Below are 21,509 nucleotides of genomic sequence, written 5' to 3'. Positions count from 1 at the left end.
TCAGCGCGATCTACGAGCCGAACGGCAGGCTCGACGAGCCGACGGAGATGCCGGCCGAGCCGACGGACGAGCCCGTCGACGTTCGCCAGGGGCCCCGGATCGCGACGACGATTCCCGGGGACTGGATGTTGGCGTACAGCGTCCGGCCGTCGTGGCTGAAGGCCGGACCGCAGAACTCGCTGTCGTTCAGTTCGTTGCGGGCAACCGAGAACGGCTCACCGTTCTCGGTCACGCCGATCAGGTGGCTGATGCCGTCGCCGTCCTCGGCGAGGATCAGGCCGCCGTGCGGCGACACGGTGATGTTGTCGGGTCCGTCGTAGTTGCCGGTGTCGACGGAAGGATCCGGGTTCACACCGAAGAGCGTCTTCAGCTCGACGGTCTGGGTGGCCGGGTCGTAGAACCACACCTGGCCGTCGTGCTCGGCAACGCTGCCGTCGCTGGTGCGGGCGAAGCTGGCGACGAAGTACGCGCCGCCGTCGCCCCACCACTGGCCCTCGAGTTTGCGGCTGCGGGTGACCTGATCATTGGTGAACTGCTTGCGCACCGAGGTGGACTTGGCGTCACGGTCGGGGACGTCGACCCACTGCACGGTGTACCGGACGCCCGGGGTGGTGGCCTGCGCCAGGTCGGGCACGTGGGTGCCGCCCTGGAAGCACTTCATCGCCTGCAGGCTGCCGGCGGTGTCCCCGCCCGGCGACTGCGCGAGCGTGTGGAACGCGCCCGGGCCACCGACGAATCCCTGCGGCGGCGTCCATCGGTAGAAAAGGCCGTTGGGGCTGCCGGCGTCCTCGGTGAGGTAGACGGCGCTCGACGACGGGTCGACGGCCACCGCCTCGTGCGCGTACCGGCCGAGGAACTTCAACGGAATCGGGCTCTTGCCGATGTTCGCGGCCTGACCGGCGGGGTCGACCTCGAAGACGTAGCCGTGCGCGAGGGTGAAACCGTTCGATCCGGCGCGGGCCTCGGTCTCCTCGCACGTGAGCCAGGTACCCCACGGGGTGATACCGCCCGCGCAGTTGTTCACCGTCCCCGCGACGCTGACGTACTGGGCCTGGCGCGCCCCGGTCCCGTCGATCGCGGTCGTGGTGGTGCCGCCGCGGGCACCCGGGTCGTAGGTGAGGCCCTCGACGGCGGGGACACCGTAGGGCTCGCTGCCGCCGACCTCGTGGTTGGTGACGAGGGTGGAGCCGTTGCCGTTCGCGAACACGCCGTTCGCGTCGGGATCGCTCGGGAAGGGGGCGCCGCCGTCGAGCAGCGTCTCGCCCGAGCGGGAGACGATCGTGTAGGAGAAGCCCTCGGGAAGGGCGAGGATGCCGTTGGGGTCGGGGACGAGCGGACCGTAGCCGATCGCAGCGCCGGGCGCGGCGCCCGCGATTGCGGGCCGGAACAGTGTGCCGACGCTGCCGGCGAGCGTCACCCCGATACCGGCCAGGGCGGTGCGTTCGAGGAATGTGCGGCGATCGATCGGTGACATGGTCACGGTGCGGTACCTCCCATTGGATCGTCAAGGACGGGAGGACGATAGGTGGGTGACCGCAACGACAGAATGCAGCCGAATGGCCTGCCGATGAACCGGACCGGAATTTCCTCGGGCAGGAGCCGGCGCCGCTCCGCCGGGGTGACGCGCCGCGGCCGGATCGGCCGATCGTGTTGCTTCGCAGACGGTTACGGGCTCGCGACAGTCTGGCGGCCCACATCGGAAATCCCCCACCAGCATCGCTGATGGGGGATTCCTCGTGTGGGAGTGGGGCGCGACGGTCCGCGCCGCTCACGTCAGCTGAAGGAAGCCAGTGTGCCGAGCACACCCATGATGGTGGCGATGGCGGTGAGGGCGGTGGCGATGCCGCTCACGACCGGCTTGACCTCGGCGACAGACGTAGCGAACTCGGCAGAACTCATAACTGCTTCCCATCGTGTGTTTGTTTGGTCGCGCGAACCTGCGCGCTCGCAAGCTACCCCACGCGTGGGCGGCCCCGCAGTAGGTACGTGCCGGAGGGCGCGGATTCCACCCCGTGGATCACCCTTGCGCCGGCAACGGCGGCCGTCGATCTCAGCTAGACGGCAGCAGAGCCGCCGCCACGCCGATCGCGAGCGCGGTGAACACGACGAGCCAGAAGACGGCGAACGGCGACCGGCCGAGCCCGACGGCGATCACGCCCGGGACCAACGACAGCAGCGCGAACGCCAGTAGCCATGACGTTCGGACCGTAGTTCGGTGCGCATGGGACCAACCCTGGTGTCGGGGATCCACGGAAACGGTCATGACCTCGCCCCACTTCGACTCTCTACCGAGCGACCCTACGCCGGATGCCGCCGGAGCCGAAGGGGGCGAGTCGGTCGGCTCAGGCCGCCGCGCCGGTGGTCGGCATCAGCCGTGCCAGGACGTCGGCGAGGGTGATCAGCCCGATCAGCTGCCCGTCCCCGTCCCCGTCCCCGTCCCCGTCGCGGACGATCGCGATGTGGCTGCGGGTGCTGCGCATCGTCGAGAGCGCCTCGTAGACCGGGGCTTCCGCCTCGAGCGTCAGCACGGCACGCATGAGGTCGCGGGCGCGGGTGCCGGGCTGCGAACCGAGGCTGTCACGGACGTGGACGACGCCCTCGACGTCGTCGCCGCTGCGCACCAGCAGGCGCAGATGCCCACTGCGGTCGGCGGTCTCGCGGATCCGCTCGACCGGTGCGTCCGGGTCGACACTGCTCGGCCGGTCGTTGGGCCGGACGATGTCGCCGACGGTGAGCGACTCGAGCTCGAGCGCGCTCGTGAGGTGACCGTGGTAGCGCTCGTCGAGCGTGCCGACGGTCGCCGAATGCTCGACGAGGTGCCGCAGGGCCTCGGGATCCTGCCCCGACGCCACCTGGTCCACCGGCTGCACGCCGACCTTCACCAGGCACCGGTTCGCGGCCCGGTTGAGGACGACGATGAGCGGGCGGGTGAGCCACATGAAGCCGCGCATCGGGATCGCGAGCATCGTGGCGGACTTCTCCGGGTGGGCGATCGCCCACGACTTCGGCGCCATCTCGCCGACCACCAGATGCAGGAACGTCACGATGATCAGCGCGAGCACGAATCCGGCGACGTCGGCGAGCCACGACGGCGCGCCCCAGCCCGCGAAGGCGGGCGTGAGCCAGTGGTGCACAGCCGGTTTCGTGACCGCGCCGAGTGCGAGGGTGCAGACGGTGATGCCCAGCTGGGAGCCGGCCAACAGCACGGACAGCTCGGACGCGCTGCGCAGTGCCGCGCGGGCGGAGCGGCTGGTCGGTGCGGCGTCCTCGAGGCGGTGCCGGCGCGCGGCGATGAGCGCGAACTCGACCGCGACGAAGAAGGCGCTCGCGGCGATCAACACGACGGTGACGGCGAGGACGATCCAGGGATTACTCATCGACCGAGTCCTTCCGGTCCGTGTGGACGGTCACGAACAGTTCCGACGGCACGTGCTTGTCGACGCCGCGGACCTCGACATGCAGGTATGTCGGCGGTGGCGGTTCGTCGGAGACGAGGTCGGCCGGGTCGGCGGGGAGCGGGACGGTCACGGTGTCGCCCACCTGGGGCAGTCCGCCGAACTCGGCGATGACGAGGCCCGCGAACGTCTCGTAGTCGTCGTCCTCGGGCAGGTGCTCGTCGAGCACGCGCGCGAACTCGTCGATGTGCACGCCGCCGGGGACCAGCCAGCCGCCGTCGACGGCGACCACCTCGGTGGCCTCGTTGTCGGGGTCGTGTTCGTCGGCGATCTCACCGACGAGTTCCTCGGCCATGTCCTCGATGGTGACGACGCCGGCGAAGCCGCCGTATTCGTCGATGACCAGCGCCATTTCGTCGTTCGCGGCGGTGATCTGGGCGAGTACGTCGGGCAGTGGCAGCGTCGTCGGCACGATCACGGCCGGCCGGGCGTGGTCGGTGGCGGTCCCGGTGGGGGCGGAGCCGAGCAGGTCGTGCAGGTGGATGACGCCCCGCAGGTCGTCGCTCGTCGCCCCGACGACGGGGTAGCGGGTGTGCCCGGCGCCCATCCGGGTCAGGACGTCGCCGATCGGTGTGTCGGCGCGGACGACGTCGACGCGGGCCCGCGGGATCATGGCGTGTTCCGCGGTGCGGGTGGGGAAATCCAGGATTCGGTCGAGCAGGGTCGACAGCTCGCGGGGCAGCTCGCCGGCGTCGCGGGACTCGGCGACGATGTGCTCGAGGTCGCGGGGCGTCGCGGAGTGCTCGACGTCGTGGACCGGTTCGATCCTCAGCACCCGCAGCAGCAGGTTCGACGACTGGTCGAACAGCCAGATCAGCCAGCCGAACAGCTCGAGGTAGAGCGTGGTGGACAGCGCGAGCCTGCGGGCGACGGGCTCGGGACGCGCGATGGCGAGGTTCTTCGGGAACAACTCGCCGAACACCATCTGCACGACGGTGGAGAACAGCACCGCGAGGATGGCGCCGACGGCGATGCCCGCGCCGGTGGGGATCCCGATGCCGCCCATCAGCTCGCCCAGCCCCCGGCCGATCAGTGGTTCGGCGACGTAGCCGACGAGCAGGCCGGTGACGGTGATGCCGAGCTGGGCGCCGGAGAGCATGAACGAGGTGCGGCGGGTGACGCCGAGAGCGCGGGCGGCCGCGGCGTCCCCCGATTCGGCGCGCGCCCTCAGCCGCGACCGGTCCACCGCCATGTAGGCGAACTCCTGCGCGACGAAGTAGCCGGTCAGCGCGGTGATCGCCAGGACGACGGCGATACCGGCGACGATTCCGAGCAGCGTCAGCACGCGGACACCTCCACAGCCGGGGTGTCACTGATGATCACACGATGGTCGACGGGTCTTCGAGGTTTGCGCTTCGCGCGTCTCATGGCGCTCTTTCTGTGTCGGTAGGCATGTCCCACAAAAATAGGACGAATCGCCCACCGGGTTGGTTCCGAAGTCGGCGATCCTTTGTGAGGACGCCTAGCCTCGGATCGAGGTCCGGATGCCCGGACAGTGCCGTGTGAGGAGAGCCCGTGACGACGTCGGAAACCCAGCCCCAGCCCCAGCCCATTGCCCTCGGCCCGAAGTCCGACGACCTGCTGGCGGACGCGATCGTCCGCGGCGGTGGTGGACTCGTGGACCTGGCGGATGCGCGGGCGCTGGTGTGGGACGGCGACGACGTCGCGGGCTTCCCGGGCGAGCTCCCGGAGTCGGTCCGGTGGGTGCAACTGAACTCGGCCGGCGTCGAGCACTGGTTCGACGCCGGGATCATCCAGCGGCATCCGGAACTCGTGTGGACCTCGGCGGCGGGCGCCTTCTCGGCGAGTGTCGCCGAGCACGCGTTCGCACTGCTGCTCGCGGGCGTGCGGGCGCTGCCCGAACACCTCGCGGCCACCACGTGGCGGCAGCGGGAGTTCTTCGACAAGATCGGCACCCTGCGCGGGGCCCGGGTCGCGATCATCGGCGCGGGCGGCATCGGGCGCGCGCTGATTCCGATGCTCACCGCGGTCGGTGCCACCGTGGTCGCCGTGAACCGGTCCGGCCGCCCGGTGCCCGGGGCCGTCGAGACGGTGACCGCCGACCACGTCGACGACGTCTTCGCACGGGTCGACCACGTCATCGTCGCGGCCCCGGCGACCACCGAGACCCGGCACCTGGTCGGCGCTTCGCAGCTCGCCCGGCTCGGTCCCCGGTCGTGGGTGATCAACGTTGCACGCGGGCCACTCGTCGACACCGACGCGCTCGTGACCGCGCTGCGGGAGAACACGATCGGTGGTGCGGGACTGGACGTCACCGACCCCGAGCCGCTGCCCGACGGGCACCCGCTGTGGACGCTGCCGAACGCGATCATCACTCCGCACGACTCGAACCCGCCGTCGGTGCGGCGCGGCGCGTTCGCCGAGCACGTCGCCGAGAACGTGCGGCGCTTCGTCGCCGGTGAGGAACTGATGGCGCGGATCGACCCGTCGGCGGGCTACTGAGTCGATCCGCGTCCGGTTCTCGTGGTCAGCTTTCGGGGTACAGCGTGGATCTCATTTCCGCCCAGGTCCTTCCGCCCGCGAGGAAGTGTTCGTCAGCCATCTCCTCGACCGTGACCCAGATGTGTGCGGGGTCGTAGTCGAGGTTCTCGGCGACCACGCGGCTGACCTCCTTCATCGTCCGGGTGAGCGCTTCAGGCGACTTTCCCTGCATCGTCTTGATGGTGACCATCGGCATGTGAATCTCCGTTCCCCTTTTGGGTCTCGATTGGAAACCCAGCCTCTCGGATGCTGGGTCTGGATGTCAAACCCTGATAGGGTTGCCGCATGTCAGACGCGTCGGCCCTGCGGGTTCCTCTGGACGAATGCGGCCTTGCCCGGGCGGTCGCGGTCATCGGGGACCGATGGACGCTGCTCGTGCTGAGGGAGGCGCACTACGGAGTCACTCGCTTCGACGAGATGCGCGCCGATCTCGGGATTCCCAAGGCTGCATTGAGCATGCGGCTGAAGATCCTCGTCGACGAGGGTTTGCTCGAGAAGCGCCCGTATCGAGTCCCGGGCTCACGTACCCGGGACGAGTACCTGCTCACCGTCAAGGGCCGGGAACTGTTGCCCGCCTTGATCGCGCTCATGCAATGGGGAGATCGACACCTGGGCGCTGACGACGGTCCGCTGCAGTTCCGGCACGCCGATTGCGGCGGCCTTGTCACCGCTCGGCTCGTCTGTGAGTGCGGGAGCTCTGCCGAGGCGGCCGACCTCGAGCCGCGGCTGCGTTAGGGACCGGCGGTGTCGAACCCGGCCCGCGGAGAGGCAGTGACGATCGCCGGGTGGGATCCCGTTCGCTCATTCGACGGACGATCGGCGCCGCGGAGGGTGCGAGAGGCCTCACGCGTGGCGTCGAGGACGAGTGGGGCGAAGTGCTCGAGCTTGCCCGAGCGGGCGTCGCCGCACAGCGAGATCGCGGCAACCGGGCGGTCGCGGATGTGGACCGCGGCGCCCACGCAGGCGATGCCGCGGATCGACTCGCCGCGTTCGTAGGCCAGTCCCCGGCGATGACGGATCCGTCCCAACTCCAGGTGTAGCGCGGAGATGTCGGTGATGGTGCGGTCGGTGCAACGGCTCAGTCTGTCCTCGTAGAGCCTGTCGACCCGCTCCGGGTCGAGCCATGCGAGCATCGACTTTCCACCGGCGGTCGAGTAGGCAGGGTCGTGGCCGCCGACGCGGGTGGGCAGTGAGGTGGCGAGGTGGCCACCGACCTTGTCCAGGTAGACGCTCTGGCCGCGGTCCAGCACGGCGAGGTGGACCACCAGCCCGGTCTGCAGGTGCAGTTCGTGCAGCAACGGAGCGGCGGCGGCACGGATTTCGGTCTGCGCACCACTGCCGTCGGAGAGGCCGAGCGCCCGGCGCCCGAGAACGTATCCGGACGACAGGTGCTCGAGCCAATCCAGTTGCACGAGTTGGTCGAGGATGCGGTGCACCGTCGAGCGGGGGAGTCGGGTGCGACGGGTTACATCCTCGAGCGTGAGGCGCGTCGTGCGACTGTCGAAGGATTCGAGGATCAGGGTGGCCCGCTCGATCATGGATACCGGCGGATCGTCGCGTAACGCACGCGGCGTCGGTGGACTCCGCAGATCGTCGATCGTCACCGACACCTCCACCCAGTCCGAATCCTGTCAGCCGTTTGGTCAAACCGACCGGAGACATCATCGCTCGAGTGGTGATGCGGCGCACATGCCGCCCCGTCCGGTCAGCTCGCCCAGAAGATGCGGTAGAGGACGTACAGGCCGAACCATGAGATCAGAGCGCAACAGGCGACGAGAAGGATGTCGAAGAAGATGACCATGGGATCCGGCCTTTCGGGGTCGAGGAGTCGTCGGCACTGTCAGTCGACCTGTCCGGGCTGATGCAAACACAACGCAACAACTGCTGCAATGCGTAATGCGACACATGTTGCGTTAGTGGATTCCGGTATGTCGATCTGGGAGGATGACGGTTCGTCCGGTGTCGGGGACGCGCAGAGTAGAGGAGACCGCATGAAGCGCCGCGGGGCACATGTCACGCAGGCTGTCCACGCGGCCACTGTCGAACTACTCGCGGAGGACCCGGAATCGGTGAGCATTGCCGAGATCGGGAAACGTGCCGACGTTCACCGCACGTCGATCTACCGACGATGGAGGACGCTCGACAACCTTGTGGCCGACGCGATCCTGAATCGGGTCGACATGGACGTTCCTATCCCCGACACGGGCTCGGCACGGACGGATCTGGTGCAGTTCCTGACCTCGCTGCGGAGCTACCTCGAGACGCCGGTCGGCCGCGCATTGGCCCGTTTCGCCGTTACCCCGGCTGTCGGAGTGGAGGTGATCGAGGGGCGCAAGACTCTGTGGGACAAGAGGTTCGGTGCTGCCAGCGTCATCGTCGAACGAGGAATCGACCGGGGTGAGGTGGCGCCGGGAACCGACGCGGTCGCGCTGGTCACGCTCGCGACGGCTGCAATACATCTCGAATCCCTCACCGAGGGAACCCAGCCGATGATCGACATCGACGACGCGGTGGGCCTGTTGTGGCGAGGCGTCGCCGACGCTCCCGATGCCGACCGCTGAGGCCGGCGGAAGTGGCCGTTCCGGGCTACCCCTCAGCGGTTCCGCGGCGATGCCGTCCCATGGCTAGCCCTCGGCCAGTTCTCGCAGGATCCCGGCCAGGTCCTCGATGGCGGCGGAGGGTTCCGCGGCCGGCCGCCGGAACAGTCCCACCGGCTCGGCGGTGCCCGGTGTCGGCTGCGGCAGTCGGACGAGGGTGCCGTCGTCGAGGTCGGTCTGCGGCACCCGTTCGGGGGTGAACCACACCGCGTTGCCGCGTCGGGCGAGGGTGCGGGCGACGGTGACGTCGAGGGTTTCGACGCAGCCGGCCGGCAGGTGCAGGCCGTGTCGCTGCAGCAGCACCTCGGTGTGATGACGCGGGACGGTACCCGCGGTCGCGACCACCAAGGGGTACTCGAGCACCGCGGGCATCGATGCCGGGCCCGGGGACGCGGCGAGCGGATGGTCGGGGCGGACGATCAGGGCCAGCGATTCGGTGTAGAGCAGTTCGAAGGTGATGTCCTGCAGCGCAACGGGTTCGGTCATGCGTCCGAGCGCGAGGTCGAGTTCCCCGGCGCGCACCGCGGCGAGCAGGACCGCGTTGGACCCGGTGGTGACCTGGACTCCGACATCGGGATAGCGCTCGTGCAGGCGGGAGATCGCGGCCGGCAGCAGAACGCTGGCGACCGTCGGCAGCGCGCCGACCCGGATCGGCGCGCTGGGCGCGCCCGCGCCGGCGAGGGCCGACGCCGCCGACTCCATCGCGTCGGTCACCTCCACTGCGTGCCGCAGGAACTGCTCGCCGGCCGGGGTGAGCCGGGCGCCGTGCCGGCCCCGGTCGACCAGGCGGGTGCCGGCGAGTGCTTCGAGCTCGTTGAGGGTCTTGGTCACGGCGGGCTGCGTCAGGTGCAGTCGTTCGGCGGCCCGGCCCAGGTTGCGTTCCTGCGCCACCGCGACGAAGCACGTGAGGTGCCGCAGCCGGATCCGGTGCAGCAGTCGGGACGCGGCGGGGGATTCGGGAGGAGGAACGTACCCATCGGTCATAGCCAAAGGTTATGGAAATGCTCCTGAAGGGTCAATTTACATGACGTGTACTTAGAAATAGCGTGGTCGGTGACAACGCTCGACAGGAGTATGACCATGACCATCGGCGAATTCGTCGAACGCGACGCGACGGTGCATCCGCCCGCGCTGACCCCGGGCTACAAGACCAGCGTGCTGCGCTCGCCGCGCAATGCGCTCATCTCGCCCCGGAACACGCTGTCCGAGATCACCGGCCCGGTGTTCGCCGCGCGCGAACTGGGGGAGAAGGACAACGACCTGATCCTCAACTTCGCAAAGGACGGGCTGCCGATCGGCGAGCGCCTGGTGGTCCACGGGTACGTGCGCGACGAGTTCGGCAATCCCGTCTCCGGCGCGCTGGTCGAGGTGTGGCAGGCCAACGCCGGTGGCCGCTACCGGCACAAGAAGGACCAGTACCTCGCGCCGATCGACCCCAACTTCGGCGGCTGCGGGCGGATGATCACCGACAGCAACGGCTACTACGTCTTCCGTACCATCAAGCCGGGTCCGTACCCGTGGGCCAACAGCACCAACGCGTGGCGGCCCGCCCACATCCACATGTCGCTCAGCGCCGACGGCTGGGCGCAGCGGCTGATCACCCAGCTGTACTTCGAGGGCGACCCGTTGATCGAGCGCTGCCCCATCGCCGAGACGATCCCCACCCTCGAGCAGGTGCGCAGCCTGATCGCGCAGGAGGATCCGGCGAACCACATCCCGTTCGACGCCCGCACCTACCGCTTCGACGTCACCCTCCGCGGCCGTCGTGCCACCTTCTTCGAGAACGCCCTCCCGGGAGCCCCGCGATGACCTTCGCCCTGCCCTCCGCCCCGTTGACCCCGCGCCCGATGGTCACCCGGTTCCCGGAGACGCCGTCGCAGACCGGCGGTCCGTACGTGCACATCGGACTCGCGCCACAGCAGGCCGGGTTCGACATCTTCGAGAACAATTTCGGCAACGATCTGGTCGCCGACGACACTGTCGGTGAGCGGATCACGATCGAGGGCCGTGTGTTCGACGGCAGCGGCACACTGGTGCGCGACGCGCTGCTCGAGATCTGGCAGGCCAACGCGTCGGGCAAGTACGCGCATCGCCTCGATCCGCAGGACAAGCAGCTCGACCCGACGTTCCGTGGGTGGGGACGCACCGGCGCCGACTTCGACTCCGGTGTCTTCGAGTTCCGCACGATCAAGCCCGGTCCCGTCGAGGCCGACGGCGGCCGCGTGCCGGCCCCGCACATCTGCGTCGTGGTGTTCGCCCGCGGCATCAACGTGGGACTGCACACCCGCATCTACTTCGATGACGAGGCCGACCGCAATGCCGCCGACCCCGTCCTGGGCGGAATCGAGTGGGAGACCCGCCGCGAGACGCTGATCGCGAAGCGGACCGAGCGGGACGGAAAGGTGTTCTACACCTTTGACATCCGGTTGCAGGACACCCCCGACGGCGGCGCCGAGACGGTGTTCTTCGACATCTGATCAGGGGACGTCGACCGGCAGCACGGTGCCTTGCGCGACGGCGCACAGGCGGGTGCTGCCGTCGTCGGCCACCATCTCCAACTCGCACCGGCACACCGCGCGGCGGCGCCCGGAGTGGACGACGCGGGCGGTGGCGCGCAGCGTCCGACCTTGGGCGGGGCGCACGTACTCGATGGTCATCCCGCCGGTGAGAACCCCGGGTCCCAGCGCGGTGCCCGCCGCGTAGGTGAGGGTGTTGTCGGCGGCGTAGGCCAGCACGCCACCGTGCAGGAAACCGTTCTGCTGCAGCAGGTCCGGGCGTGCATCGACCTCGAGAACGGCACCGTCCGCGTCGAACGCGACCAGGCGTGCCCCGAGCAGGACGCTGAACGGCTGCGATGCGAGATGGGTGCGGGCATCCTCGACGCTGAGCCGTGCCCCGGTAGTCGACATGGAACCTCCTCGGCGATACTCGGCTGTCCGTCAACGACTATCGCACGTCAGCGACGGTGGTGCCGGGGACCAGTAGTCGAGCATCTCGGCGAACGTCTCGCAGGCGGCGTCGGAGACGCCGTACGGCGACTCGAGGTGCACGCCCAACGGGAAACCCAGATCGCGGACCCCGTCGATCACGCGTCGGTACAGATCCACCAGCGCGCGTCGGCGCTGCTCCGGTGAGCCGGCCGCGGTGCGGGCGACGAATTCCTGCTCCGGCCGGACCAGTTCGTTGCCGGTGTCGTGGATGAGCCAGTCGATCAACCGCACCTGCCGTTCCATGCGGGGGACGAATCCGAACGACAGCAGGATCTCCGGTCGGTGCGCACTGCGCGCCGCGAACGTCTGCAGGAAATCCACGATCCGATCGGAGTACAGCAGCTGGCTCAGCGCGAAGGTCGCGCCGTGTTCGCATTTCTCGTCGAACCGGCCGACTTCGCCTCGGCGCGTGGGGATCAGCACCACACCGCGGTGGGGGACCAGGTCGCGGAATCGGCTGAGTGCGTCCTGCGGTGAGATCCCCGCCGCGGAGGCCGGCACGCCATGAGGTTTGCCGACGAACGTGATGCCGTCCATGCCGGCGTCGCGCAACCGGCGCACGCGGTCCGCGAGTTGCCGTTCGTCCTGGAACACGGTGACCTGCGTGCACAGGCCGGCGACGGGGCCGAGTGCCGGACGGACCGCCGCCCAGAAGTCCAGCACGTCCATCCGGGGCGCCAGCGTGACGGGCCGGTCCGCATCCTCGGCGACGATACCGGGCATCATCACGTGGCTCACGCGCCCGGTGAGCCCGTGGCGGCGGCAGTGTTCGTCCGCGGTGCAGGCCTCCCGCACCGCGTCGGCCGTGCCGCCGTCAAGTTCCGGTGGCACCAATTCGAGTGCCACCGTGTTCATTGCGTGCGATCGGCCGTGGCCAGCCAGGCCGGGGCGAGCAGGCGGTCCTGGGCGTCGTAGCCGAGTCTGTCGGCGACCGCGGCCAGCGGGGCGTCGGGCTGCCGCGCGATGTCGCCGCGGGTCAACGCGGTGGTGTACGTGGTGCGTTCGAGTCGGCGCACCGCCCAGCCCGCGCCCGCGAGCGTCTCCCGCAGATTGTCCTCGCCGATCCGGAAGGGGCCGGGGAACTCGTCCGGGACCAGGTCCGAGAAGCACAACAGGTGCAGCCGGGCGCCCGGCCGGCAGGCCCGGTGCAGTGCCGCGACATAGCGGTGACGGGTGTCCTCGTCGAAGCAGTGATACAGCGCGCTGTCGATCGCGGTGGTGAACCTGTCGGTGTAGCCGGTCAGGGTGAGGGCATCGGCGACGTCGAAGTCGACGGCCCGATCGAGCCCACGACGGCGGGCGCGGTCGCGGGCGATGTCGATCGCGGTGGCTGCGGCGTCGAGCCCGCACACCCGGTATCCGCGATCCGCGAGGAACAGTGCGTTCTCGCCTGGCCCGCAACCGATGTCGATAACCTCGCTCGCGATCCGGCCGTCGGCCTCGAGGTTGCGGATCACGGGCTGGGGCTCGCCGATGTCCCACGGCACCTTGTCGATCCGGAACCCCGGGTGTTGCGCGGGTTCGGTGGGCTGCGGGTTCTGGTTGAGGGCATCGAAGTCGCCGCGGTACAGCGCATCGAAGTCGGCGGGGTTCGGTGCAGTGGGTGGTTGGGGCGCATTGGCGTTCACGTGCTGTTCCTTCCCGACGAGGTGGATGTCGAACCCTGGGTGGAGGCCGGGGTGCGGGCGCGCACGGTCAGCAGGTTGCACTGCTGGCGGGTGTAGATGCGTTCGCAGCCGAGTTGTTCGAGCAGGATCGCCGGATCGTCCGGAGCGAACATGCGGGCGCCGCCGAACCTTCCGACCAGGTCGATCAGCGGGCCGGTGATCGCGGCGGCCGGCCCGACGGGGCGGCAAGGGACCATCACCAGCAGCCACCCGCCCGGTCGCACGATCCGGATCATCTCCGTCAGGGCGTCCACCGGTTCGGGCACCAGCATGATCACCAGCGTGGCGCAGGCTGCGTCGGTGCAGTGGTCGCGCAGCGGGAGGCGTGTCGCGTTGCCGCGGAGAAGGCCCATGTTCGGCCGGGCCCGGTGGCCCGCACGCGCCAACATGGGCGCCGACAGGTCCACCCCGACCGCCAGACCGTGCGGGCCGACCGCGTCGGCCAGGGCGGTGGTGACGTTGCCGGGCCCGCAGCCGACGTCGACCACCGTCTGCCCCGGCCGCAACCGGAGTTGGGCGGCGACGGTCGAGAATCCGGGCGCCGTCACGGCGGCGGTCACCCGCTGCATCCGTTGGTACAGTGCGGCGCCGAGCGACGTCTGCCAGGCGGCCTGCGCGCGCCCCGGTGGGGGAACGGTCTCACCGGGGAGGGTGTCCAGGTACCCGTCCGCCGTCGGCGTCCAGGTCACGTCCGGTCGCAGCAGCTCTTCCAGTCGCTCCGCGGTCGCGCGCGTCGAGATCTGTTCCGGCTCCGACGATCGATCCACGTGGACCATCTCCCTCCGGGCACCTGCCCGCCGGGTTCGGTAATCGTTGACTCGGCTCGTCCCGGGACAGGGGGTGCCTGCGGGACACACCGGCTGCTTTCTCGATCGAACAGTGCGTCAGCCCACAGTTCATGGTACCGACAGAGTCCAGGTGGTTCCGTTGGTCGCCGGCTCGAGAGCCGCGGCCGACCTCCAGTCCTCCGCCACGGCCGACACGGGTGCCCGGAAGGCGAGAGTAGTCCGGATCGGTGAGAAGCTGTTCGCCACGATCGGCCGGTCGAAGGCCTTGCAAGACAGGGGATTTCTGGATCCAGCCGGTGGAGCTGCGTGTATCCGAGGGCTCAGTGGGCGTCGGGTCGGGCGACCGGACCGGCATCGCGAACAGCGACGTTGAGTTCGGGCTTCGCGTCCGTCGGAGCGTCCGGTCCTGCCAGCTGATCCCACATGGCGTCGACCATGGGCTGCAGGAACAGCTGTCCTACCTGTCGAACCATCAGGCCGATCACCTGAGCCGACTCGGGGCGGTTCGTCGACGCGAGTCCGGCGCTGCGAAGTCTGGCGATCTCGCTGCGGCTCAGTTCGGTCAGACGGGCGAGAAGCTGTCCACCGCCCCCGTTGGGGTCGAGCAGCGACCGGCGGAGGTAGTTCACGACCGTGGGGTGCGTCTCGAGCATGTAGCGCACCGCGTTGTTGCGGGCTGCCGCCACCTCGGCGGGTGTCCCGTCGTCGGGGACTTGGGCGATCGCCTGCGCGTGATAGTCGACAATCAGCTGTTCGACGGCACTGCGCAGGCCGTCCTTCGTCTTGAAGTGGTGCTGCACCAGCCCGACGGTGACGCCGGCCGCGGCGGCCACCGCCCGCATCGACACCCGGTCTTCTCCCTGATCGGCATACAGATCGAGTGCGGCGTTGCGAATTCTTGCCTTCGCGGTCAGATCGTCGTCACTGGCTCGTGGATCGCCCACGGGTATCGCCTCCCCTCGGCCGGAATCGTACAACTCATTCTCAACACTTTACATCTGCATAAAAGACAGTACATTTGTATAGCGACGAAGGGAGTGTTCCATGTCACAGTCCGGACCCTTGGTGGGTGTCCGCGTCGTTTCGCTCGCGATCAACCTGCCCGGCCCGCTCGCGGCGGCGAGGTTGTGCGAGTTGGGTGCCACGGTGACGAAGATCGAACCGCCGACCGGCGATCCGATGTCGGTGGTCGTGCCCGCGTGGTACGAGGAGATGAGCCGCGGCCAGCGCGTCGTCGCGCTCGATCTCAAGGATCCGGACCGACGGGCCGAGGCCGAGGCCGAGATCGCCGCGGCGGATCTCCTCATCACCGCGGTTCGACCCTCCGCGCTGCGCAAGCTCGGCCTCGAGGATCTCGTCGCGGGCCACAGGCGGCTCTCGCACGTCGAGATCGTCGGGTACACCGGTGACCACGCCGAGGTCGCCGGCCACGATCTGACGTACCAGGCGGTGCACGGGACATTGCAGCCGCCGGCGATGCCGACGGTTCCGGTCGCCGACCTGCTCGGTGCCGAACGCGCCGTGTCGGCCGGCCTGCTCGCTCTGATGGTCGCCGCCCGCACCGGTGAGGGGCAGCACCACCGAATCGTCCTGGACGAGGCTGCGGCGTCGGCCGGCGCAGCGGTACGTCACGGGCTCATGGGAGCCGGGGCGCCACTCGGTGGGGCGAATCCGGCCTACGGGATCTATTCCAGCGCAGACGGACACGTGGCTCTCGCGGCGATCGAACCGCATTTCTGGTCGCGAACTCGTGTGGCGTTGGAGATCGACGGCGACCGTGACGAACTCGCGACCGCGCTCGCGGCCCGCTCGACCGCCGAATGGGAAGAGCTCGCTCGGCGCTGGGACATCCCGCTCGTCGGCATCCGCAATCGAATGCAAGGAGTAGAGAAGTGACTGTTCGCGAAGCTGTCATCGTCGGTGCCGTGCGTACCCCGGTCGGGCGACGGGGCGGTGTACTGAGTCGGTGGCACCCCGTCGATCTTCTGGGGCAGACGCTGCGGGCCCTCGTCGACCGGGCCGGCGTCGAGCCGACGTTGATCGAGGACGTCATCACTGGGTGTGTGCTCGCACAGGAACAGCAGTCCGGCAACATCGGGCGGCACGCGGTGCTGGCTGCGGGCCTGCCCGAGTCGGTGCCCGCGGTGACCATCGATCGACAGTGCGGCTCGGGGCAGCAGGCAGTGAGCTTTGCCGCGCAGGCCGTGATGGCGGGTTCGCACGACCTTGTCATCGCGTGTGGCGTCGAGTCGATGTCTCAGGTGCCGATGCCTGCCGCGATGGTCCCGGGCGCACCACTCGGCCCCCACTACAGTCCACGCGAGCTGGCCCGATACGACGGTCGGCTGGTGGCACAGGGCGATTCGTCGGAACTGATGAACGCGAAGTTCGCGCTCTCGCGTGAGTCGCTGGACGCCTTCAGTGCCCGCAGTCACGAGCGAGCCCTCGCCGCGACCCGCACCGGCCGCTTCGCCGATCAGCTCGTTCCCCTCACCCCCGATCCGGAGGATCCGTCGGGACCCGTGATCGAGGGGGACGAGGGGATCCGCGAGCATCTGGACCGAGACAAGATGGCCTCCCTGAAGACGGTCTTCGCCGCGGACGGACGCACCACCGCGGCCAACTCCTCACAGCTGAGCGACGGTGCGGCGGCACTGCTGATTGCCGATCGCGATTTCGCCGAGCGTCACGGTCTGGTGCCGCGTGCCCGATTCCGTGCACTCTCGGTCGCAGCCGCCGACCCGGTCATCCAGTTCAGCGCGATTCTCGACTCGACCTACAAGGCGCTGGATCGGTCGGGGCTGTCCGTCGACGACATCGATCTGTTCGAGGTCAACGAGGCCTTCGCCGGGGTGCCGCTGATGTTCCAGCAGGAGTTCGGTGTCCCGGACGACCGACTCAACGTCAACGGAGGCTCGGTCGCGATCGGCCACCCCCTCGGATCGACCGGCGCCCGGATGCTCACCGACCTGCTCCACGAGCTCGAGCGCACCGGCAAGAACCTCGGCCTCCAGACGATCTGCGAGGCGACGGGTACCGCGAACACCACCATCATCGAACGCATCTGAGGAGTCCGCGATGACGTACGAGATCGTCAAGGGTCTGCCGTCGACGCACGGCGACCGCTACCAGCTCAACACCACGACGTTGATCCGTCACGCCGCCCGAACCCACCCCGAGCAGGAGATCGTCTTCCGGACGGTGGACGGCGGGTGGGATCGCTATACCTACGCCGATGCCTACACGCGGATCCGGAAGGCGGCCAACGTTCTTCGTGGACTCGGTGTCGGACCCGCCGATGTGGTCGGCATTCTCGACTGGAACAGTAGGCGGCACTTCGAACTGTACTGGGCGATCCCGGGGATTGCGGCGGCGATGCTGCAGATGAACCTCCGGCTGTCGGCCGACGACCTCGGGTACGTGGTCGGCCACAGTGAGGCCCGGTGTGTGCTGGTCGACGAGTCCTTGCTTCCGGTCGCCGAATCCCTTGCAGCGCAGGGGGTAGCCATCGACTGGTGGGTGATCATGTCGGATCGTCCGATGTCGGACATCTCGACCACTCTGTCGAATGTCCACCACTTCGAGGACCTGATGGCCGCCGCCGACTCGGAGATCGAATGGCCGATGATCGACGAGACGTCCACCTACAGTGCCTGCTACACGACCGGGACGACGGGCCGACCCAAGGGGGTGTACTACTCGCACCGCGGTATGTACCTGCATGCCCTGACGCAGGCCGCGACGCTGAGCATGACCTCGGACGACGCGGTCATGCTCATCACCCCGATGTTCCATGGACAGTCGTGGGGACTTCCGCAGTCAGGCGTGTTCAGTGCCGCCAAGATCGTGCTCCCCGGTCGATACGTGGCGGAGGACACGTCGGTGCTGGTCGACGAGATGATCGCGGAGAATGTCACGGTCGCCAACGGCGCGCCGGCGATCTTCCAGCCGATGCTCGACTACATCACCACCCTCGACGTGAAGCCGGACTTCACCGGCGCCAAATTACTCTCCGGCGCCACCGAACCGCCGCTGTCGATGATGCGCGGCTTCCGCGAACTGACCGGCGCCGACATCGTGCATGCCTACGGGGCCACCGAGACGACACCACTCGTGACGTCGAACGGCGCGGCCAAGCCGTCGATGCGCGACACCCTCAGTGATGAGGAGAAGTGGGATCTGAAGCGTTCCCAGGGCATCCCCGTTGTCGGAGTCGATATCCGAATCGTGGATCCGGAGGGAAACGATCTCCCTCACGACGGGGTGGCGCACGGCGAGATCCTCGTCCGAGGGCCGTGGATCATCGAGCGCTATCACAAGCTCGCCGATGACGGTGACCGATTCCTCGACGGGTATTGGCGCACTGGCGACGTGGGCCGGATCGACGAACACGGCTACCTCAAACTGACCGACCGGATCAAGGACGTGATCAAGAGCGGCGGCGAGTGGATCTCCTCGATCGACATGGAGAACGCGATCGTCGGGCACCCGCAGGTGGTCGAGGCCGCCGTGATAGGTGTCCCGCACCCGAAGTGGCAGGAACGCCCGATCGCACTCGTGGTCACGGTGGACGGCAGCGAACTGCCGCTGGGCGAGATCCACGGACTGCTCGAGGGTGCCTTCGCGAAGTGGCAGCTGCCGGAGACGGTTCTGTTCGTGGATCGATTGCCGCGGACCAGCGTCGGGAAGCTCGACAAGAAGACCATGCGTACCCAGTACTCCGAGACCTACGAGGATGCCCGGTGAGTAACGAATCCATTCTGAACGTTCGCCACGAGGGGTCCATCGCGGTCCTCGAGATCAACCGGCCGGCTTCCCGCAACAGCCTCTCGCACGAACTGCTGGAGGTCATGGACAGCGAGTTGCAGGCACTGCAGCATGACGAGCGGACGCGTGCGGTGGTCATCACCGGTGCCGGTGGCGTCTTCTGTGCCGGCGCCGACATCACCGGATTCGACGAGATGCGCGAGGTCGCGCTGATCGGTGATGCCAGGGCGATGGACACGCGGTTGTGGCCCGTGCTGGCGGGATTCCCCAAGCCGGTCATCGCCGCAGTCGAAGGGCCCGCGCTCGGCGGCGGCCTCGAGCTGGCGCTCGCCTGCGACATCGCCATCGCCGGTGCCTCTGCGCGGTTCGGGGTCCCCGAGGTCAAACTCGGGGTCATCCCCGGTGCCGGCGGCACCCAGCGACTGGTCAAGGCAGCCGGTAAGTCCAAAGCCATGACCATGCTGCTGTCCGGCGACTTCGTCGATGCCGACACCGCGCTCGCGGCCGGGCTGGTTTCGGAGGTGGTGCCCGACGGCCAGGCTCTCGAACGTGCACTCGCGCTGGCAGTCCGGATCGCGCGCAACTCGCCGATGGCGGTGGCGCTCGCCAAGGACGCCGCCCTCGCCTCGTTCGAGACCAGCCTCAGCCACGGCCTGCAGCACGAGAAGCGCAACTTCCACATCGCGCTCGCGTCGGACGACTGCCGTGAGGGTCAGGCCGCGTTCATGGGCAAGCGCACCCCCGACTTCACCGGAAAGTAGAGAAACGACATGTCCGAACTGTTCCCCGATTACCGCTCGCCCTGGGAGACTGACGATCAGGCGATGCTGCGCAAGCATGCCGCCGAGTTCTTCCGACGCGAGGCGACGCCCCACCAGGAGCGTTGGGCCGAACAACACGGAGTCGACCGCGACTTCTGGAACAAGGCCGGAGACGCCGGACTGCTCTGCCTCGAACTGCCCGAACAGTACGGCGGCAGCGGAGGCAACTTCGGCCACGACGCCGTCGTCCAGCAGGAGCTGACCCGGGCCGGCGACTCGGCATTCGGGTACGGCGTGCACTCGACGATCTGCGCCCACTACATCTCGGAATGCGGAACCGAGGAGCAGCACGCGCGGTGGTTGCCGAAGGCGGCCACCGGCGAGTCGGTCATCGCGATCGCGATGACCGAGCCTGGTACCGGATCGGACCTGCAGGCGGTGCGCACCACTGCTGTCCGTGACGGCGACGAGTACGTGATCAACGGCTCGAAGACGTTCATCTCCAACGGATCCCACTGCAATCTGCTGATCATCGTCGCCAAGACCGATGCCTCGAAGGGTGCAAAGGGGATCTCCCTGATCGTTGCCGAGACCGAGGGGTTGGCCGGCTTCGAACGCGGCCGGGTGCTGCGGAAGGTCGGCCAGCACGGGCAGGACACCCGCGAGCTGACCTTCGTCGACATGCGGGTGCCGGTGCGCAACCTGCTCGGCGGGGTCGAGGGTCAGGGTTTCTACCAGTTGATGAAGCAGTTGCCCCGGGAGCGGCTGAGCATCGGGATCGTCGGTGTGGCCGCCGCCGAGGCGGCTGTACTCGAGACGATCCGATACGCCAAGGAGCGGCAGGCTTTCGGCAAGCCGATCCTCGACTTCCAGAACACGAAGTTCGTTCTGGCCGAATGCAAGACCGAGGTCCTGGCCGGAAAGACTCTGATCGACCACTGCATCCAGCGCGCGATCGACGGCACCCTCGACGCCGCGACCGCGTCGATGGCGAAGCTGTGGGGCTCGGAGATGCAGTGCAAGGTTGTCGACCGGTGCCTGCAGGTCTTCGGTGGTTACGGCTACATGATGGAGTACCCGATCGCGCAGATGTACACCGCGGCGCGCGTCCAGAAAATCTACGGCGGCACCAACGAGATCATGAAGGATCTCATCGCCCGCACCCTTTGATTGCTGAAATCGTTTCTACAACAGAATTTTCGAGGAGGCAGTAAATGGATATCGCAGGAAGTGGTGCGCTGGTCACCGGTGGTGCGTCGGGCCTCGGCCTGGCCACCGTCACCGCGTTGGCCCGCTCCGGGGCGCGAGTCGTCGCGATAGATCTTCCGTCTGCGAACACCGATGCGCTCGCCGCGCTCGGGCCGGCGGTCGAGTTCGCTCCCGCCGACGTGACCGACGAGTCGGCCGTCACCGCGGCCGTCGAACGCGCCAACGCCGATGGGACTCTGCGGATCACGGTCAACTGTGCCGGCATCGGCAATGCGATCAAGACCGTCGGCAGGAACGGCCCGTTCCCGCTCGCCGACTTCGAGAAGATCATCAAGGTCAACCTCATCGGAACATTCAATGTGATTCGTCTCGCCGCGCATGCGATGTCGCAGAACCAGCCGGTGGACGGCGAACGCGGTGTCATCGTCAACACCGCGTCGGCCGCGGCATTCGAGGGCCAGATCGGCCAGGCCGCGTACTCGGCATCCAAGGGTGGCGTGGTGGGCGCGACGTTGCCGATCGCTCGCGATCTCGCGTCGCTGCTGATCCGGGTGAACACGATCGCGCCCGGGCTGTTCAAGACCCCACTGCTGGGCACCCTGCCGGAAGAGGCACAGCAGTCGCTGGGCGCGCAGGTGCCCCATCCGAGCCGACTGGGAGACCCGGCCGAGTATGCCCAACTGGTCGAGGCGATCGTCGCCAACCCGATGCTCAACGGCGAGACGATCCGCCTCGACGGTGCGATCCGCATGGCACCGCGCTGACGCAGAGTG

At 68.3% G+C, this 21,509-nt stretch carries 24 protein-coding genes; 11 read left to right on the top strand and 13 right to left on the bottom strand.

Translation table 11 applies throughout. The annotated features are described in order from the left end of the window. Positions 1–10: 10 nt before the first annotated feature. The 5 genes from AC1RIF_RS17745 to AC1RIF_RS17725 all read right to left on the bottom strand — a co-directional run bounded on the left by AC1RIF_RS17745 (position 11) and on the right by AC1RIF_RS17725 (position 4,740). Complete coding sequence (locus AC1RIF_RS17745) at positions 11–1,474, bottom strand: alkaline phosphatase PhoX (protein ID WP_492602772.1); 1,464 nt, start codon at positions 1,472–1,474, stop codon at positions 11–13. A gap of 299 nt (positions 1,475–1,773) precedes the next feature. Continuing rightward, a complete protein-coding gene (locus tag AC1RIF_RS17740) occupies positions 1,774–1,899 on the bottom strand; it encodes a hypothetical protein (RefSeq protein ID WP_492602670.1) in 126 nt (41 codons plus the stop codon). Positions 1,900–2,050: 151 nt separating this feature from the next. Beyond that, positions 2,051–2,263: a hypothetical protein gene (locus AC1RIF_RS17735; protein WP_492602669.1), complete on the bottom strand. Its 213-nt coding sequence runs from the start codon at positions 2,261–2,263 to the stop codon at positions 2,051–2,053. Positions 2,264–2,342: 79 nt separating this feature from the next. Next, positions 2,343–3,377 carry a hemolysin family protein gene (locus AC1RIF_RS17730; RefSeq protein WP_492602668.1) on the bottom strand — a complete coding sequence of 345 codons (1,035 nt, stop codon included), beginning with the start codon at positions 3,375–3,377 and terminating at the stop codon, positions 2,343–2,345. Next, complete coding sequence (locus tag AC1RIF_RS17725) at positions 3,370–4,740, bottom strand: hemolysin family protein (RefSeq protein WP_492602667.1); 1,371 nt, start codon at positions 4,738–4,740, stop codon at positions 3,370–3,372. The genes AC1RIF_RS17730 and AC1RIF_RS17725 overlap by 8 nt, the downstream gene beginning before the upstream one ends. A gap of 230 nt (positions 4,741–4,970) precedes the next feature. Between AC1RIF_RS17725 and AC1RIF_RS17720 the strand changes: the two genes are divergently transcribed. After that, entirely contained in the window at positions 4,971–5,918 is a 948-nt protein-coding gene (locus AC1RIF_RS17720; protein ID WP_492602666.1) for a D-isomer specific 2-hydroxyacid dehydrogenase family protein, read from the top strand. Between the two features lie 25 nt (positions 5,919–5,943). Here the strand turns inward: AC1RIF_RS17720 and AC1RIF_RS17715 are convergent, their stop codons facing one another. Then, positions 5,944–6,153, bottom strand: coding sequence for a tautomerase family protein (locus AC1RIF_RS17715; protein ID WP_492602665.1), 210 nt, complete (start codon positions 6,151–6,153; stop codon positions 5,944–5,946). Between the two features lie 89 nt (positions 6,154–6,242). On the opposite strand from AC1RIF_RS17715, the gene AC1RIF_RS17710 reads away from it, so the two are divergent. Continuing rightward, the gene (locus AC1RIF_RS17710) at positions 6,243–6,692 is read left to right on the top strand and encodes a winged helix-turn-helix transcriptional regulator (protein ID WP_492602664.1); all 450 of its coding nucleotides are present in this window, start codon (positions 6,243–6,245) and stop codon (positions 6,690–6,692) included. Here AC1RIF_RS17710 and AC1RIF_RS17705 read toward each other — a convergent pair. Beyond that, positions 6,689–7,495 (bottom strand): IclR family transcriptional regulator, encoded by an 807-nt coding sequence (locus AC1RIF_RS17705; protein ID WP_492602771.1) that lies wholly within the window; start codon positions 7,493–7,495, stop codon positions 6,689–6,691. The two genes, AC1RIF_RS17710 and AC1RIF_RS17705, sit on opposite strands and share 4 nt — an antisense overlap. A 453-nt stretch (positions 7,496–7,948) precedes the next feature. Between AC1RIF_RS17705 and AC1RIF_RS17700 the strand changes: the two genes are divergently transcribed. Then, positions 7,949–8,518 (top strand): TetR/AcrR family transcriptional regulator, encoded by a 570-nt coding sequence (locus AC1RIF_RS17700; protein WP_492602663.1) that lies wholly within the window; start codon positions 7,949–7,951, stop codon positions 8,516–8,518. 63 nt (positions 8,519–8,581) lie between these two features. On the opposite strand, the gene AC1RIF_RS17695 is transcribed toward AC1RIF_RS17700, so the two are convergent. Next, a complete protein-coding gene (locus AC1RIF_RS17695; RefSeq protein ID WP_492602662.1) occupies positions 8,582–9,538 on the bottom strand; it encodes a LysR substrate-binding domain-containing protein in 957 nt (318 codons plus the stop codon). Between the two features lie 96 nt (positions 9,539–9,634). On the opposite strand from AC1RIF_RS17695, the gene pcaH reads away from it, so the two are divergent. Further along, complete coding sequence (gene pcaH / locus AC1RIF_RS17690; RefSeq protein WP_492602661.1) at positions 9,635–10,363, top strand: protocatechuate 3,4-dioxygenase subunit beta; 729 nt, start codon at positions 9,635–9,637, stop codon at positions 10,361–10,363. After that, positions 10,360–11,031 (top strand): protocatechuate 3,4-dioxygenase subunit alpha, encoded by a 672-nt coding sequence (gene pcaG, locus AC1RIF_RS17685; protein ID WP_492602660.1) that lies wholly within the window; start codon positions 10,360–10,362, stop codon positions 11,029–11,031. The genes pcaH and pcaG overlap by 4 nt, the downstream gene beginning before the upstream one ends. Here the strand turns inward: pcaG and AC1RIF_RS17680 are convergent, their stop codons facing one another. The 5 genes from AC1RIF_RS17680 to AC1RIF_RS17660 all read right to left on the bottom strand — a co-directional run bounded on the left by AC1RIF_RS17680 (position 11,032) and on the right by AC1RIF_RS17660 (position 14,943). Further along, positions 11,032–11,463 (bottom strand): PaaI family thioesterase, encoded by a 432-nt coding sequence (locus tag AC1RIF_RS17680; RefSeq protein ID WP_492602659.1) that lies wholly within the window; start codon positions 11,461–11,463, stop codon positions 11,032–11,034. Positions 11,464–11,493: 30 nt separating this feature from the next. Continuing rightward, on the bottom strand, positions 11,494–12,399 hold the full coding sequence (locus AC1RIF_RS17675; protein ID WP_492602658.1) for a mycobacterial-type methylenetetrahydrofolate reductase: 906 nt from the start codon (positions 12,397–12,399) through the stop codon (positions 11,494–11,496). Then, positions 12,396–13,172, bottom strand: a complete 777-nt coding sequence (locus AC1RIF_RS17670; protein ID WP_492602657.1) for a class I SAM-dependent methyltransferase — start codon at positions 13,170–13,172, stop codon at positions 12,396–12,398. Before AC1RIF_RS17670 ends, AC1RIF_RS17675 begins: the two co-directional genes overlap by 4 nt. Beyond that, entirely contained in the window at positions 13,169–13,978 is an 810-nt protein-coding gene (locus AC1RIF_RS17665) for a class I SAM-dependent methyltransferase (RefSeq protein WP_492602656.1), read from the bottom strand. The genes AC1RIF_RS17670 and AC1RIF_RS17665 overlap by 4 nt, the downstream gene beginning before the upstream one ends. 341 nt (positions 13,979–14,319) lie before the next feature. Next, on the bottom strand, positions 14,320–14,943 hold the full coding sequence (locus AC1RIF_RS17660; protein ID WP_492602655.1) for a TetR/AcrR family transcriptional regulator: 624 nt from the start codon (positions 14,941–14,943) through the stop codon (positions 14,320–14,322). 100 nt (positions 14,944–15,043) lie between these two features. Between AC1RIF_RS17660 and AC1RIF_RS17655 the strand changes: the two genes are divergently transcribed. Genes AC1RIF_RS17655 through AC1RIF_RS17630 form a run of 6 tightly spaced genes read left to right on the top strand, consistent with a single transcriptional unit; the run spans position 15,044 to position 21,500 of the window. After that, on the top strand, positions 15,044–15,895 hold the full coding sequence (locus tag AC1RIF_RS17655; protein WP_492602654.1) for a CoA transferase: 852 nt from the start codon (positions 15,044–15,046) through the stop codon (positions 15,893–15,895). Beyond that, positions 15,892–17,067, top strand: a complete 1,176-nt coding sequence (locus AC1RIF_RS17650; protein ID WP_492602653.1) for a thiolase family protein — start codon at positions 15,892–15,894, stop codon at positions 17,065–17,067. The genes AC1RIF_RS17655 and AC1RIF_RS17650 overlap by 4 nt, the downstream gene beginning before the upstream one ends. Before the next feature lie 10 nt (positions 17,068–17,077). Further along, the gene (locus AC1RIF_RS17645) at positions 17,078–18,745 is read left to right on the top strand and encodes a long-chain-fatty-acid--CoA ligase (protein ID WP_492602652.1); all 1,668 of its coding nucleotides are present in this window, start codon (positions 17,078–17,080) and stop codon (positions 18,743–18,745) included. Further along, positions 18,742–19,527, top strand: coding sequence for an enoyl-CoA hydratase/isomerase family protein (locus AC1RIF_RS17640; RefSeq protein WP_492602651.1), 786 nt, complete (start codon positions 18,742–18,744; stop codon positions 19,525–19,527). The genes AC1RIF_RS17645 and AC1RIF_RS17640 overlap by 4 nt, the downstream gene beginning before the upstream one ends. A 9-nt stretch (positions 19,528–19,536) precedes the next feature. Further along, positions 19,537–20,697, top strand: coding sequence for an acyl-CoA dehydrogenase family protein (locus AC1RIF_RS17635; RefSeq protein ID WP_492602650.1), 1,161 nt, complete (start codon positions 19,537–19,539; stop codon positions 20,695–20,697). 44 nt (positions 20,698–20,741) lie between these two features. Further along, positions 20,742–21,500, top strand: a complete 759-nt coding sequence (locus AC1RIF_RS17630; protein WP_492602649.1) for a 3-hydroxyacyl-CoA dehydrogenase — start codon at positions 20,742–20,744, stop codon at positions 21,498–21,500. Positions 21,501–21,509 lie beyond the last annotated feature (9 nt).

Source organism: Prescottella sp. GW823-FHT02E09 (genome assembly GCF_058797375.1).
The sequence above is the reverse complement of the archived record's forward strand: the minus strand, read 5'-3'. Positions and strand labels throughout refer to the sequence as shown.

Bases quoted from the DNA above. Each gene is read 5' to 3' on its own strand.
- AC1RIF_RS17745 (WP_492602772.1), bottom strand. From the start codon at position 1,474: ATGTCACCGATCGATCGCCGCACATTCCTCGAACGCACCGCCCTGGCC.
- AC1RIF_RS17740 (WP_492602670.1), bottom strand. From the start codon at position 1,899: ATGAGTTCTGCCGAGTTCGCTACGTCTGTCGCCGAGGTCAAGCCGGTC.
- AC1RIF_RS17735 (WP_492602669.1), bottom strand. From the start codon at position 2,263: ATGACCGTTTCCGTGGATCCCCGACACCAGGGTTGGTCCCATGCGCAC.
- AC1RIF_RS17730 (WP_492602668.1), bottom strand. From the start codon at position 3,377: ATGAGTAATCCCTGGATCGTCCTCGCCGTCACCGTCGTGTTGATCGCC.
- AC1RIF_RS17715 (WP_492602665.1), bottom strand. From the start codon at position 6,153: ATGCCGATGGTCACCATCAAGACGATGCAGGGAAAGTCGCCTGAAGCG.
- AC1RIF_RS17710 (WP_492602664.1), top strand. From the start codon at position 6,243: ATGTCAGACGCGTCGGCCCTGCGGGTTCCTCTGGACGAATGCGGCCTT.
- AC1RIF_RS17705 (WP_492602771.1), bottom strand. From the start codon at position 7,495: ATGATCGAGCGGGCCACCCTGATCCTCGAATCCTTCGACAGTCGCACG.
- AC1RIF_RS17700 (WP_492602663.1), top strand. From the start codon at position 7,949: ATGAAGCGCCGCGGGGCACATGTCACGCAGGCTGTCCACGCGGCCACT.
- AC1RIF_RS17695 (WP_492602662.1), bottom strand. From the start codon at position 9,538: ATGACCGATGGGTACGTTCCTCCTCCCGAATCCCCCGCCGCGTCCCGA.
- pcaH (WP_492602661.1), top strand. From the start codon at position 9,635: ATGACCATCGGCGAATTCGTCGAACGCGACGCGACGGTGCATCCGCCC.
- pcaG (WP_492602660.1), top strand. From the start codon at position 10,360: ATGACCTTCGCCCTGCCCTCCGCCCCGTTGACCCCGCGCCCGATGGTC.
- AC1RIF_RS17680 (WP_492602659.1), bottom strand. From the start codon at position 11,463: ATGTCGACTACCGGGGCACGGCTCAGCGTCGAGGATGCCCGCACCCAT.
- AC1RIF_RS17675 (WP_492602658.1), bottom strand. From the start codon at position 12,399: ATGAACACGGTGGCACTCGAATTGGTGCCACCGGAACTTGACGGCGGC.
- AC1RIF_RS17655 (WP_492602654.1), top strand. From the start codon at position 15,044: ATGTCACAGTCCGGACCCTTGGTGGGTGTCCGCGTCGTTTCGCTCGCG.
- AC1RIF_RS17645 (WP_492602652.1), top strand. From the start codon at position 17,078: ATGACGTACGAGATCGTCAAGGGTCTGCCGTCGACGCACGGCGACCGC.
- AC1RIF_RS17635 (WP_492602650.1), top strand. From the start codon at position 19,537: ATGTCCGAACTGTTCCCCGATTACCGCTCGCCCTGGGAGACTGACGAT.
- AC1RIF_RS17630 (WP_492602649.1), top strand. From the start codon at position 20,742: ATGGATATCGCAGGAAGTGGTGCGCTGGTCACCGGTGGTGCGTCGGGC.